The 13458-nt window shown below is 60.7% G+C and carries 8 protein-coding genes and 1 pseudogene; 3 read left to right on the top strand and 6 right to left on the bottom strand.

Annotation, left to right across the window (positions count from 1 at the left end):
- Positions 1–3: 3 nt before the first annotated feature.
- Entirely contained in the window at positions 4–444 is a 441-nt protein-coding gene (locus tag NG895_RS27535) for a hypothetical protein (RefSeq protein WP_252855783.1), read from the bottom strand.
- Positions 445–655: 211 nt separating this feature from the next.
- Here NG895_RS27535 and NG895_RS27530 point away from each other — a divergent pair, with 211 nt between their 5' ends.
- Positions 656–1240: a hypothetical protein gene (locus NG895_RS27530; RefSeq protein ID WP_252855782.1), complete on the top strand. Its 585-nt coding sequence runs from the start codon at positions 656–658 to the stop codon at positions 1238–1240.
- A gap of 87 nt (positions 1241–1327) precedes the next feature.
- Here NG895_RS27530 and NG895_RS27525 read toward each other — a convergent pair whose 3' ends face one another.
- Together NG895_RS27525 and NG895_RS27520 are read right to left on the bottom strand one after the other, a co-directional pair.
- Positions 1328–2341: an acyl-CoA desaturase gene (locus NG895_RS27525; protein WP_252855781.1), complete on the bottom strand. Its 1014-nt coding sequence runs from the start codon at positions 2339–2341 to the stop codon at positions 1328–1330.
- 403 nt (positions 2342–2744) lie between these two features.
- Positions 2745–5255 carry a ComEC/Rec2 family competence protein gene (locus NG895_RS27520; RefSeq protein WP_252855780.1) on the bottom strand — a complete coding sequence of 837 codons (2511 nt, stop codon included), beginning with the start codon at positions 5253–5255 and terminating at the stop codon, positions 2745–2747.
- 279 nt (positions 5256–5534) lie between these two features.
- On the opposite strand from NG895_RS27520, the gene NG895_RS27515 reads away from it, so the two are divergent.
- Both NG895_RS27515 and NG895_RS27510 read left to right on the top strand, forming a co-directional pair.
- Complete coding sequence (locus tag NG895_RS27515) at positions 5535–7871, top strand: S9 family peptidase (protein WP_252855779.1); 2337 nt, start codon at positions 5535–5537, stop codon at positions 7869–7871.
- Between the two features lie 265 nt (positions 7872–8136).
- Positions 8137–8233, top strand: a pseudogene (locus NG895_RS27510) (IS630 family transposase); the annotation flags it as partial.
- A 229-nt stretch (positions 8234–8462) separates the two neighbouring features.
- On the opposite strand, the gene NG895_RS27505 reads toward NG895_RS27510, so the two are convergent.
- The 3 genes from NG895_RS27505 to NG895_RS27495 form a co-directional block, all read right to left on the bottom strand.
- Entirely contained in the window at positions 8463–9683 is a 1221-nt protein-coding gene (locus tag NG895_RS27505) for an FG-GAP repeat domain-containing protein (RefSeq protein WP_252855778.1), read from the bottom strand.
- Between the two features lie 502 nt (positions 9684–10185).
- Positions 10186–12048, bottom strand: coding sequence for a HEAT repeat domain-containing protein (locus NG895_RS27500; RefSeq protein ID WP_252855777.1), 1863 nt, complete (start codon positions 12046–12048; stop codon positions 10186–10188).
- 87 nt (positions 12049–12135) lie between these two features.
- On the bottom strand, positions 12136–13416 hold the full coding sequence (locus NG895_RS27495; protein ID WP_252855776.1) for a Gfo/Idh/MocA family protein: 1281 nt from the start codon (positions 13414–13416) through the stop codon (positions 12136–12138).
- Between the last annotated feature and the right edge of the window lie 42 nt (positions 13417–13458).

Here is a 13458-nt window from a genome sequence, read left to right as displayed (position 1 = left end):
ATGCTACATCTCGAAGTCATCCATCAGCCCGCCGAGGAAGTCTTCCATATTCCCCGACATCTGAGCAAAGGTCTCCACGCGCAGTTTCACCTCGGCATCGCAGACACCGTCGCGGATATAGCCCACAGTACCCTCTTCGCCATCGTGGCTCATCTCCCAGGTGATGCCAAACTCCTGCGACAATTGGCACAACACGTCGAGCAAGTCGACGGCGGTGCCGTCCGCCATTCCCTCCGACTCCGCAACGGCGACAGGATCGGCATCCGGCATGAAGTTCGGCTTGCTGCCACCCTCCAGGTGATCGTCATCGGTCGCCCAGAAACTCAAGGGCTCGCAACTCAACCAGGACCGGTTTGCAGAAAGGGAAGACGCCCGCTGCTTGACCGCAGTGGTAGTTGCTTCGTCGACTACCTCCGCCGAACGATAGTAGATAGTAAACCCCATTCGCTCTCCCCATCGAGTTACTGCGACTTGAATACCCGGCGATTGCCTCCCCAAACCTACCCGGCCGTGCCGCTTCCTGCAATTCAATCGCCTACTTGCTCCAACACTCCGCCGACCCCAAGAATAACCGTTGCCGGGCGAATACCCAGTAATTCCCTCCCGCAGCGGGAGCGGCCGGCCATCCCCCCTTCCCCAAGGAAAGGTAACAACCATGCGTCCCTTCTGGTGTTTTCTCGTACTGGCAATGGTGATGAGTGGCGGTGCCGCCGTCTGGGCTCAGGAGGCCGAGCCCGAGAGCGACCTGGGCGACAAAGCGCAGCAAACGCTGGAGAGCGCGAAGTCGACCGCCGACGAGGCAGCTCGCGAGATCGACAAGAATCCGCAGGCCCAGGAGATATCGGCCGGCCTGCTGAAGCCGATCTACCAGTTGGCCGAGGCCATTTCGCACCCCGCGTTCCATTGGATTGGGTTCGCCATCATGGTGGCTGGCGTGGTGAGCTTTGCCCTGCAACTGACGCTCGGCAAGCTGGTGGTACTGGCGCACGCGGGGTTCAGTCCGGCCGAGATCCTCTCGGACGCCCTGGGACTGGTGGTCAGCCTGGTGGGCCTGGTGCTCACCACCCAAGCGGCCGCCGAAAACTCCAGTTTCACCGGCAGCGCCTCGGCGGTGCTGTCGTCCACCGTGGTGGGCGCGGTGGTAGGCTTCGTGTTCTACCTGTGGGGCCAGCGGCAAGAAGTGGAGGCCGTGAAGGGTCGCAAGGCGACGGCCGCCGTGAAAGTGAAGAAAGAGAAGTAGTAGCCAAGCCAGCTACAAACAGGCAACAAAAAAAGCCTCGAGCGAATTCGCTCGAGGCTTTTTTGATTCTTGAGTTTGCACTTCGCCTTAGGCGGGCTTGGTGTGCTTGACGTCCTTCAGGCGAATGACATCCCAGGCGAGGCCCGTCTTTTCCATCATCCAGATCACCCAGTAGGTGACGTCGATTTCCCACCACTTGTGGCCCTGCGAGGCGACGCGCTGGTAGGCGTGGTGGTTGTTGTGCCACCCTTCGCCGAAGGCCAACAGGCCGACCCACCACAGGTTGGTGCTGTCGTCGGTGGTATCGTAGTTGCGATAGCCCCACATGTGCGTGACCGAGTTCACAAACCAGGTGACGTGCATCACGTACACCATGCGAACACCGGTGCCCCACAGCAGCATCGACATGCCGTCCCACCAGCCACCGGTCAGCCCGAAAGCGCCAAAGTAGCCCATCAAGAACAATCCGACGCCCAGGATGAAGTGGCTGGGCAGGAACATCTTGTGCAGGAACCGCATCATGGGGTCCTTCAACAGGTCGCCGGCATAGCGTTTGGCGATGTCGTCGCTGATTTTCTGGCCCCAGTTGGGCATGAACCACAGCATGTGCGACCACCATGCACCGTCGCGAGGCGAATGCGGGTCGCCATCGTGGTCGCTGTACTTGTGATGCTTGCGATGGTTCGAGACCCACATGATGGCCGAGCCTTCGCCGCTGAGTCCGCCCAGCAGGGCGAGCAGCCAGCGGATTGGCTTGTAGGTCTTAAAGCTGCCGTGCGTCAGCAGGCGATGATAGCCCATGCAGACGCCCAGCGAACCGGTTGCCAGGATCAGCACCACGCAGGTGGCGAGTGCTTGCCAGGTGAAGAAAAACGGGGCAGCAATCGCGAACAAATGCACCACGCCAATCCACACCACCACAGGCCAGTCGAGACCCAGCTTCCAGGTCTCGGGCGAGTTGGCAGGTGGGCGGCCATCGATCACCTTCGGCCCTTCCGAAGCCGGCTTTTCAGCACGACGTTGCTTGGTGGCAGGACGATCCTTCAGCACCGCGCTGTTGGATGGGGAAACAGGGTCATTGGGGTTGGTATGCAGACTCATCGTCTTGTGGGGTCTCCGACGGACAGGCTTACGCGTCAGTCAAACCAGCCAGAAGAAGCGGGTGGCAAGGTTTTGCGTCCGTTTGCCTATTGCTTGGTTTGTGATTGTCGAGCTCAACTGGGCTCGGCAAGGGAGAGACTGTTCGCAGGGGGCGTAATCAAGCTGAAAGTTCCGTGAGCAGCGCTGCGGGCAAACTACTCTGATTCCGCACGAAGATAGTGGGTTTGGACCCGAAGGGCTAGCCCACTATGGATTTCCGTACTTTCTTAGGAGGTAGAAACAATGATTTCCTGCGACACTCGTACTACGTTGCTACCCGCTACCAAGTTCATTGGTTTTAGGGAAATGCGCCTGTCTCGAGCCCCCGTCCCGGATGCGTTTCAGGGCGTTGGGAACGTGATAATTACGGCAAATAGGTGGAGATGGTGAAACCGGCGGAGTCGATTTTGGCCGAAATCGCTCCTCGCTCGGCCGTAAACAGCACTTCGGCCCCCAATTGCTGATAGCTTTGCTGCACATTGCGGTCAACCGTGCCAGGACCGCCGCTCACAATTACCACCTCCGGCGTGCTCCAGGCGGCGAAGCCCGGGGGATCGCTGCGGCGGCTGCCGTGGTGCGGGGCCAGCAGCACGTCGCAGTCGGCTGGCGGTTCGTCCATCACGTAGTCGATGCCGGGCGATTCGAGGTCGCCAGGCAGCATCACCCGCTGGCCAGCTGACTCGACCACCAGCACCAGGCTGTTGGAGTTGTCGCCGCCGAAGCTGCCGAGTCGATCGGGGTAAAGCACGTCGGCCACGGTTACCGAGTCGAGCGTGAGGCGGTCGCCCAGTTCGACCTGCTCGATGGGAATGCTGTGCGAGACAAGCAGCCGCTGCAGTTCGGCTGGCGCGGAGTGGTTGGTGGTATCGTTGGGTGGTGGAAGCATATGCGGCGAGACGAACACGCGGCCAATCGAGAAGCGGTCGATCAGCCCCGGCACGGCGTTGAAATGGTCCACGTCCGCATGCGACAGCACCACGGCGTCGATTTGTCGACTTCCGCGCGACCACAGGTACTCGGAGATCGTACTGGTCGCGTAGTGGGGCGAGCCCAGCGAACCGGCGTCGTACAGCAGCGTGGCTCCTTCGGGCGTGGTGACCACGGCGCACACCCCGTGGCCGACATCCAGGAAGGTGACCTCCAGTTGCTGCGGCTGCGAGCGGGCGACGATGCCACCCGCCGCGCCGCAGGCGATCCATACGGCCGCTAGTTGCACGGTGCGTCTCCACCCAAAACGAGTACCGCCCGCGGCCAACAGCACTGGCGCCAGGGCGTACCAACCAACGATCCACCACATAGCCGGAGCAGGCGACCAACTATAAGCGTGTGGCCAGTGACTGGTGGAATTCACCAGCCAGTCGAGCGCGTCGAGACACAAACCGTTGGCCGCGGCCAGGGTGCCTTCCAGCGGTGGGACGATCCAGCCCACCACTAGCAGGGCGAACCCGGTGACGAGCGATGCCGCTACGGTGAGAAACACCGGCACACAGGCCAGCACTGCAATGGGGGTAACCAGATGGTAGCTCTCCAACAGCAGCGGCAGCGAGACGATCCACACCGCCAGGGTGGCCAGCATCGCCAGCCCTGCCCTGCTGACGGCCCAACGCATCGCCCGCACGTACCACGGCTCGCAACTGCGGAGCAAGAATTCAAGTGGCGTCAGTGGCCGCCGCCAGCGGACCGACACGAACCACAACAGCACCGTGACGCACAGGAAGCTGAGCTGCGGCCCGGTGCGAAACAGGTCGGCCGGATTCAAGCCAAGCACCACCAGCGCCGCGATGGCCAGCGAATTGAGCGCGAAGGGTTGCTCGTCGAACCACAGGCCAATGCAGGCGAGCACCGTGAGCACCGCCGCCCGTACCACCGGAGGATGCGCGCCGGTGAGGATGGCGTAGAAGATTACAATCGCTACGGCCACCAACAGTGCCTGCCGACGCGGTAACAGGCCCATGCCGAGCAGTCCGAACACCAGGCTCATCAAGATGCCCGCATGCAAGCCCGACACCACCAATACGTGCAGTGCCCCGGTGACGCGAAACGCATCCACCGCTTCGCGGGGCATCGAGTTGCGTGCGCCCAGCAACAGCGCCGCGGCGGTAGGCGCACGCTGGGGACCGAGCGCACTCCACAAGCGACTCTGCCAACTGCTGCGCAGGTTGTCGACCCACCGCGCCGGATTCCAGGGGCTGCCCCGCTGCAGGAGCGTCACGCAGTCGGGCGATTGAGAGCGGACATAGGCGAGCTGGCGATCGGCCCGCAGGTGCAGCGCGTAGTCGAACTGCCCCGGGTTGCGGGCCGGCGAGGGAGCGCGGAACTGGCCAAACACCTGCACCCGATCGCCCGCGTTCACCCCCAATAAATGGCCATCGACAATCAGCTCGCACTGCCCCGCGGCCGGTTGCCAGTGCTCGCCGTTGCGAACGCGAGTGACGGTGATCAACAGTTGGCTCTTCTCGCCTTGAGGGATTGCGCGATACGGCGACTCCGGCGGCGCAGCTACGCGCTCGGGGGCAGCGTTGGCCACCGCCTGAATGCAGCACGGGTAGGGTTCGAGCGTCGCCATCCGCCCGAGGTCGTCGTAACTGAATAGATTCCAGTGCCAGTGGTGCCAACCGCCTGCCAGGGACGCCGCGGCCACCAGCACCACCACACTACCCGTAAGATGGCGCCCACTACTTCGCAGCCATAACCAAGCGGCAAGCAGCACCGCCGAAAGCAGCCACCACTGTCCACAACCGGGCCACTCCAGTGCGCGGTCGCTGGCCCCACGATCGAGCACGATGCCCGCCATCACGGCCAGGGCCACCGCCACCAGCGGCGCACGGCGACGGCGGCCAGGACGGTCGGGTGGCTTGGAATTCCCAGCGGGCATGGCGGATAGACACTAAGCAGGCACAAGGGGGCATGCTGGCAGTCTAACCAGAATCGCCCCACGGTGCCGAACGATTCTTTGCCTGGCTGCGTAGGGACCTGTGGAGAACACCCCGCGGAGCGGCGGTCGTAACTCCCGGCCGGGTGCGATATACTCGGCCGTTGCGGAGGTGTGAATCGCCTGTCCGGAGGGGTTTTGGACTGGTATTCGCGCCGCCGCGCTGCTGGCGTCCCCGCGCCGCCGGCCTCTCCCCAGCACCACCAAGGAGGTTGTCTCGCCATGTTCAAAAACGCCCTGATTACGTTCTCCGAACTCGCCTTGTGGCTGGTTATCGCCGCCATTGCCACCAGTGGCTGCGGAGTTGAATCGACTACCACGATTCCGAACCCCACGAACAACTCGAAGACCCAAACGTCCAGTTCGCCCCAAACCAAGGCAGCGGAGACCACGGAAGCCGAAACTCAGACGGTCGCCACTGCTAGCGAATCGAAAGAATCGAAAGCAGAAGAAATGTCCCAACCCACCTCCAGCGAAGAGAAGACCACTACCGTACTGGCCGACGTCCCGTTGATTCCCCGCGACGTCCTGTTTGGCAACCCCGAACGAGCTCAGGCCCGCTTAAGTCCCGATGGCAAGTGGCTCAGCTTCCTGGCGCCCGTCAAGCAGGAAGGCAATGAGGACGGCGAAGGCGTGATGAACGTGTGGGTTGCTCCGGTCGACGACCTCGACGCCGCCCAGCCGGTGACCGACGACAAGGACCGCGGCATTCGCGGGCACCACTGGGCTTACAACAGCGAGCAGATTCTCTACTCGCAGGACAAAGGAGGCGACGAGGACTTCCACGTCTACGCCACGAACGTCAAAGACAAGACCACCAAGGACCTCACTCCTGTCGACAAGGTTCATGCCCGACTGGCAGGTGTGAGCGAAATGTTCCCCGACGAAGTGTTGGTGGCCCTCAACGATCGCATTCCCCAACTGCACGACCTGTACCGCGTCGACCTGAAGACGGGCGAGCGGACCCTGTTGCAGGAGAACCCAGGCCTGGCGGCGTTGATTCCCGACGACAACTTCAAGGTCCGCATGGCGTTTAACTACACGCCCGATGGCGGTGCTGCATGGCTAGTGCCCAAGGGCGAGCCGGGCGAGAAAGGCTACACTGACTTCGAAGTGGCCGAGACCTTCGGTCCCGAAGACGCCATGACCAGCAGCCCGGTTGGCTTCAACAAGGAAGGCAACGTCCTGTACTACGAAGACAGCCGCGACCGTAACACGGCCGCGTTGTTCGCCCGCAACCTGGACGATGGCGATTCGAAACTGCTGGCCGAAAACGACAAGGCCGACGTCGGCGGCATCCTTGCCCATCCCACCAAGCACACCATTCAGGCGGTGTCGTTCACGTTCGCCCGCCGCGAATGGGAGGTGCTGGACGAAGCGGTCCAGGGCGACATCAACTTCCTCACCGAGTTCGCCGACGGCGAGTTCGAAGTCACCGGTCGCACGCTCGACGATCGTTACTGGACCGTGGCCTACATCCTGGACGACGGCCCCGTGAAGTACTACATCTACGACCGCGAGGCAGAGGGCGACGCGCGGATGCGGTACTTGTTCAGCAATCGTGACGATTTAGACAATTACCCGTTGGTGAAGATGCACGCCCCCGTGATCAAGAGTCGCGACGGGCTCGACCTGGTTTGTTACCTCTCGCTGCCGCCGGGATCCGACCCAGACGGCGACGGCGTACCCAACGAACCGGTGCCGATGATTCTCGAAGTGCATGGCGGCCCCTGGGCCCGCGATGGCTGGGGCTACAACTCCTCGCACCAATGGCTGGCCAACCGTGGCTACGCCGTGCTGAACGTTAACTACCGCGGCTCTACCGGCTTCGGCAAGGAGTTCATCAACGCGGCGAACGCCGAGTGGTCGCGTAAGATGCATGACGACTTGCTCGACGCCGTGAAGTGGGCGGTCGACAACAAGATCGCCATCGAGGACAAGATTTGCATCATGGGCGGCAGCTACGGTGGCTACGCCACGCTGGTCGGCCTGACCTACACGCCCGACACCTTCGCCTGCGGCGTCGACATCGTCGGCCCCAGTAGCCTGGTGACGTTGCTCGAGAACGTTCCAGACTATTGGATACCGTTCATGCCGGTGATGAAGATCCGCGTGGGCGACATCGACACGGATGAAGGCCGCGCCGATCTGCTCGCGATGTCGCCGCTGACGCACGTCGATCGCATCGAACGGCCGCTGCTGATTGGCCAAGGCGCGAACGACCCCCGTGTTACGCAGTTGGAGGCCGACCAGATCGTCGAGGCCATGACCGAGAAGAACATCCCGGTCACCTACGTGCTGTACCCCGACGAGGGCCACGGTTTCGCACGTCCGGAAAATAACACGAGTTTCAACGCCGTGACCGAAGCGTTCCTGGCTGGCCAACTTGGCGGCCGCTACGAAGCGATTGGCGACGACCTCAAGGGCTCGAGCATCCACGTGCCCACCGGCGCGGCCGACGTGCCCGGCCTGAAGGAGGCCCTGACACCGGAACAAATGACGATGCCACCCAAGCCCAAAAAGGAAGAACCCGCCACCCCGGCGGGCGAGGATGCCTGAGCCCACGCGGCCCAGCCATCCAGCGGCCTTCCGGCCGAGAAATGCCAAAAACCCCCTGCCCGTGGCAGGGGGTTTTTTCATAAAGCCGAAGCTGGGGAGCAGGGACTTGAACCCCGACCAACGGAATCAGAGTTCATAGTGAAGGGTTCCAAACTTCTTGTTTTAGCGAGTGAAATCGAAATCGCCGGTTCTGCTTACCGTTCCGCTTACCGGAGTTCCTCCGAAACGGCTCACGGATCGGTCGCTGAGACCTTGGAGTACCTGCCCCCCCTACAGTCCAGACCTCAACCCGATCGAACTGGCATTCGCCAAGCTCAAAGTACTCCTCCGACAGGCCGCTGCGCGGAGTATCGACGAGTTAGAACAAGTGATTGCAAAGCTACTCGACAAGTTCTCTACCCGCGAATGCCTCGCCTACTTCCGACACTGCGGATACTCGGCACGGCAACGAGGAAACTGCTCTAAAGCGCGTCCAGCGAGACGAGTTGCAGTGGACTATGTCTCGCAGTGGTCGCGTGCACTGTCGCCAGTTACGTGACGTGCAACCCACGCACATGCGAATTCTTTCGCGTAGGTTTCACTTGGACTCAATCACTGAGAGCCAGTTTGCGAGCCATTCTCTCTCTTACTCAGAAAAACGAACGTGCCCTTCTTATTGCAAACCACCACATCGGGCGTTTTGTCTTTGTTCAAATCGACCGCAGTAACCTGAGTGCCGATGCCGGAGTTGTTGTCGATCTCGAAGGGAGTGATCTTCGGTGGCGACTCTACTTGGTGTTCGACGCGGAACCAGTACAGCACCGGCGGCGCATCGGCTTCGACATCGCCCGTTGGGCCGTGCGACCAATATCGCTTGCCGGTGACGATGTCCTGGACGCCATCGCAGTCGATGTCAGCAATCGTCAGGGCGTGCAGTTGGCTGATCCGCAGGTCCGGCGACGCCATGTCGGGTTCGGGTGGCAGGATCTCGTGCTGCACGAAGTGGATCTTCCCGTCGGCGGTCCGCTTTTGCTCGTGCCAGACAAGACCATACAAGTGACAGTGCCAGGCGTTCACCACGTCCAACAAGCCATCGCCGTTGATATCGAGCACTCCCATGTGGGCGGCCGCGTCGGCAAACTCGTACGGGTGGCGTTTCCACGGGCCATCGGCGTCCTTGTCCTCCGACTGCTCCCACCAGCACTTCGACTCGACGATGTCCATGCGGCCATCGCCATTGATATCGCCCGCGCCGACGCCGTGCGTGAAACGCTGGTAGTCGCCTTGGGGACTAATTTTGTGAAATGCCCACGGCTGATCAGGCCGGTGGGGGTTCCATGTACCGTAACCTAGATAGCCATCGATGTTGAACACCAAGTCGCGGCGACCGTCGCCGTTGATGTCGATCCACGCGGGCGACTCGTTGCCGACATTCTTCAGAGCCAAGTGCGACGTCCAACGGTTATCACCTGACTTGCCGGGGTTTTCGTACCAATAGGCATCTGTGCCGGGATAAGGCACACAAAGGACATCGGGCCACTCGTCGCCATTGAAATCACCGGTGTAGGTCAGAAAGTTGTCGGAGTAGTCGAGCGGACTGAACTCCCTCGGCTCGCGATACTCGTAACGCCGCTTGAAGTCGGGGCCCGCGTACCAAAACGGCCCAGCCACAATGTCGATATGCTCATCGCGGTTGAAGTCGGCATAGTACGCGCCTTCGCTGTAGAACTTGTCGGACAAGACAAGTTTCTCGTAGGCGGGCGGCCCCGCGACGGTGGTGGAGACGAGCGAAGCAGCCAACACTAAAGCCGAGAGGCATTGCGTGAGATTCATGTTAGTACCACCGTTTGTATTTCTCGTTCATGCTAAACAAGTTCAACCCAGTGCACTTGTTAGAGCGACTCAGGAGACGCGGCGACCGATAACTGGCCGCAGTGATTCAAGTGGGATTCCGATGGCAGCGAATGCATCACCCGAGGCGGTTTCGACCGTCGAGCAACTCCCCACAGTGTACTTTACCTCAGCAGCTTAGCGGCCGGATTTAAGGGTACCCTAGCGTAACACGCCTGAGCAGGTTAGCTCTCATGCCTAGAAGTGGGCCGTGCTCCATCAAACTGGAAGTCTCCAATAAGTTCCGATTCTGGCAAACTGGATAAAACACTGTGCAAAGGCTTTGAGGAAGTGTTCAACTCGCGACCTCTCAGCCCGACTCGATGTAACTCTGTACCGATTAGCCCATCGGTTGCGCCCTCCTGATGGTCAGCAGTGTGGTATGTAATGTGACAGGGAGGGTGTGAAGATCCGTGACTCTATGCGGTTTGCTGCTCCATTGACCTCAATTGCCATTGTCTTCGTCGAGCCGCTTTCGGATGGCGCTCGTCGTCTGCTTTGCAGCTGAGGAGATCGCGTCAATCTGCTGAGCCTCTTTTGCAACTTCCAATGTGTGAGGACTTGGGTAACGCTCGAGCACTTCGAGCACCAGTCTTTGCTCGTCTGGGCGTGTTGCGGCCTCCAGAGCGTTGCGGCACATCGCGGCTCTCTCTTCGTCACCAAACTGGAATTGGCGGGTGAGGCGGAGGTATCCCCGCAATGCCCGCACCTTGTACTTGTCGTCTTGCAGCGACGTTGAAACGTCTAACAGCACGGGCGCTGCGTCGACCGACATCCACCTTCCAAGCAGGCGAGTTGCCGTGTCTTGCAGCTCTGCATCGCCATGCAACGCGGCATCCCGAAGGGTCTGCAGAGCCGTAGTACCACCCATCGCGCCCAGGACATCAAGGAGAGCAACTTTGGCTTCGACCGAATTCGTTCTCTCCATCGCCTTGGCAAGATCCGCCGCGGTGGCTTCTCGATCCGGCATCCGCACACTAGCGACTCTCAGCGCTTCTCGAATGGCGGAGTCATCCGCATCAGGAGCCGATTCCAGCAACCGAGCGACGAGTAGCGACAACTCGTCCTGACTGATTGTCTGGCTGGCGGCAAATAGGGCGGCTCGGCGAACTTCCGAATTGGTGTGATCGAGGAACGGCGACACGGAGTCCGTGCATCGGATGCCGCGATGACCAATCGCTTCAAGAAGCTCGACACAGAGTGCGTCGTCAGACTCAGTTAGCATCGAGACCAGTCGAGCATCGACTCGGTCTCCCGGCAGGGCTTCAATAGCCTCTTCAGCCAGAGCAGCCAGCTCCTCATCGTCGCCACCTGCAAGTTCCAGTAGGTTTGGAAGGCACGTTTCATCTCCAACGCGTCCCAGAACTCGGACAGCCGCCTTTTGAACGACCGGACTCTCTTGATCAAGAGCACGGACGATAGTCGACGAAATCTTGCCATGCGGTCGGTCACTCATCGCGTACAGCATCAAAGCGGCAACGTCCGGATCAACCTCCGTCAGTTGCTGGGCAAGCGTTTCGTCAATCTCGGTGCCTGGCAATTCGCGGTAGGCGCTCAGGGCGATATGCACCAGATTCTTGTTGGACGAGCCAAGCAACTCGACCAGCAATTGCTCCCCCTTCGGCCCACCGGTGAGGATTGCGCCGCGCGAGGCTTCGACGATTCGCGTCAGTGGCACTTGGGCCCCGCGTACGCGCTCGTAGACTTCATATGCCTTAGCGGACTCGCCCGCTTGGAGCAAGGCTTCGGCGTACAGGATGCAACCTTGAGCTGCCGCGTTCTTGAGTCTGGCATCGGCACCATTCAGCTCGCGCAGCAAAGCCTCGATTCCCTGCGGGTCTCCAATCTTACCGAGCGCAACCGCGGCCGCACTTGCCACCGCCGGATCGCCGTGCTTCAGGTGTCGAACAAGGATCTCGACCGCGGCAAGATCCCTGCGAACGCCAATGGAGTTGATCGTCCCCACCAGTACAGTTCCTGCGGCGCTCTCCGCACCAACTCGGAGCGCCTCGTCGGCCTCAGGTCCTGGAATGACTTCCAGTGCGATGCGAGCCCAGGACGAGAGATGGGGGTCGGCCACGTACTTGGCTAGCTCGGGCACCGCCTTGCTTGACCCGTGGACGGCCAGTTGCTTACATGCGATGGCCTTTTCTGCTTCTGGCGCATCGGAACTGAGCACCGCGATGAACTGCTGTTCGAGGTCCGCGGTCGATTTGCCTTCGTCCTGGGCCAGACTGCCCGGGGCAAGCAACACCGTTGCCACAAGCAATACAAACGACGAGCGTATCGGTTTTCTATTCTTGGTCATTGCCATGGATTAAATCCGCGCTTTTCCTGATAGATTGTCCCTGCCTGCTGGACGGCTGGGGCAATGTGATTCGACAGCGGTTGTTCTCTAAATCCTCCAAGGACCACGGAGTGCCTCGGAGCGTAATCGATTGGCCTCTTCGTCGCCCACGAATTCGTTGTTCGCGTTGTCGTACTTAACCTGCCGATCGAGGAAAAGTGCGATGTTTGCCGCGTGGCAGGCAATGTGTGCTCTGCTGGCAGCATCCGCATTGCTCTTCGGCTGGTTGCGCGTCTTGACGCAATCAACAAATTCGCGGACATGGAAAGTTGCCGGATATCCCCCAATCTCGGCGACGTCGTGCCCAGCGATCAGTTCCGGCGAACTCAGCACCATCTTGCCACTGTCGCCCGCTTCCACCCACCCTGTCTCGCCTTCGAAACGGACGGGGCACGAGCCGAGAGGAAGCCAACCTGATTCGCGGAGAATCAGTTCCACACCGCTTTTGTATCGCGCCACCATTTGGCCGTCCTTGGGCGCGTCGTACTCGACTGGAGGCAAACAGTCGCCGACCGCCCATTGGCAAAGATCTACACAGTGGGAACCCCATTCGAGTACGCCGCCCCCGACGAGTCCGCCGCCCTTCTCAAAATTGAATCCGTCGAGCAGCCGGGCGTTAAATGGACGCCATGCCGCGGGACCGAGATAAAGGTCCCAGTCGACTACTTGCTTGTCCGGTTCGGTTTCGGCGGGCAGCCAACCACTCATCATCGCGTGCATGCCCGCGGGATGAGCGTAAACCCGCTTGAGTTTGCCAAGCTTGCCGGTGCGAGCCAATTCGCATGCGAAGGCAAAATGTGGGACGTTCCTGCGTTGCGTGCCCGCCTGAAAAATTCGACCGCTACGACGCATCGTGTCAGCCAGCAGCAGGCTCTGGGAAATGTTCTTGGTGACCGGCTTCTCGCAATACATGTCCTTGCCGGCGTTTGCGGCACAGGTCGACGCCGTGGCATGCCAGTTCGGCCCAGTGGCGATCAGCACTGCATCGATGTCGCTGCGATCGAGTAGTTCTCGCAGATCCCGGTAGGTGTCGCAGCGTGCGTTGCCGTATCGTTGGTCGACCAATTGCTTGATGGCCGATCGACGCGTCTCTTTGACATCGCATACCGCTACAAACTGTACATCGGGTTGCTTGAGAAAGCACCCCAAGTCGTAAGTTCCACGATTGCCGATACCAATTCCGCCTACAATCACTCGCTCACTTGGCGGAGTAGCTCCGTTTCGCCCAAGAACCTCACTCGGAACGAACATGGGAGCGGCAAGTGCGCTAACCTTCGCGGCGGTCTTGAGAAAGTCGCGTCGACTCGCGGCGGTGCGTTTAGAGAGCATGCTGATTTCTCATGTTGTTATAGTAGTGCCGCAGGCGTAGCT

It is taken from the genome of Aeoliella straminimaris, assembly GCF_024054565.1.
Lineage (GTDB): Bacteria > Planctomycetota > Planctomycetia > Pirellulales > Lacipirellulaceae > Aeoliella > Aeoliella straminimaris.
The sequence above is the reverse complement of the archived record's forward strand: the minus strand, read 5'-3'. Positions and strand labels throughout refer to the sequence as shown.

Coding starts and splice junctions, on each gene's coding strand:
- NG895_RS27535 (WP_252855783.1), bottom strand. CDS start 444: ATGGGGTTTACTATCTACTATCGTTCGGCGGAGGTAGTCGACGAAGCA.
- NG895_RS27530 (WP_252855782.1), top strand. CDS start 656: ATGCGTCCCTTCTGGTGTTTTCTCGTACTGGCAATGGTGATGAGTGGC.
- NG895_RS27525 (WP_252855781.1), bottom strand. CDS start 2,341: ATGAGTCTGCATACCAACCCCAATGACCCTGTTTCCCCATCCAACAGC.
- NG895_RS27520 (WP_252855780.1), bottom strand. CDS start 5,255: ATGCCCGCTGGGAATTCCAAGCCACCCGACCGTCCTGGCCGCCGTCGC.
- NG895_RS27515 (WP_252855779.1), top strand. CDS start 5,535: ATGTTCAAAAACGCCCTGATTACGTTCTCCGAACTCGCCTTGTGGCTG.
- NG895_RS27505 (WP_252855778.1), bottom strand. CDS start 9,683: ATGAATCTCACGCAATGCCTCTCGGCTTTAGTGTTGGCTGCTTCGCTC.
- NG895_RS27500 (WP_252855777.1), bottom strand. CDS start 12,048: ATGACCAAGAATAGAAAACCGATACGCTCGTCGTTTGTATTGCTTGTG.
- NG895_RS27495 (WP_252855776.1), bottom strand. CDS start 13,416: ATGCTCTCTAAACGCACCGCCGCGAGTCGACGCGACTTTCTCAAGACC.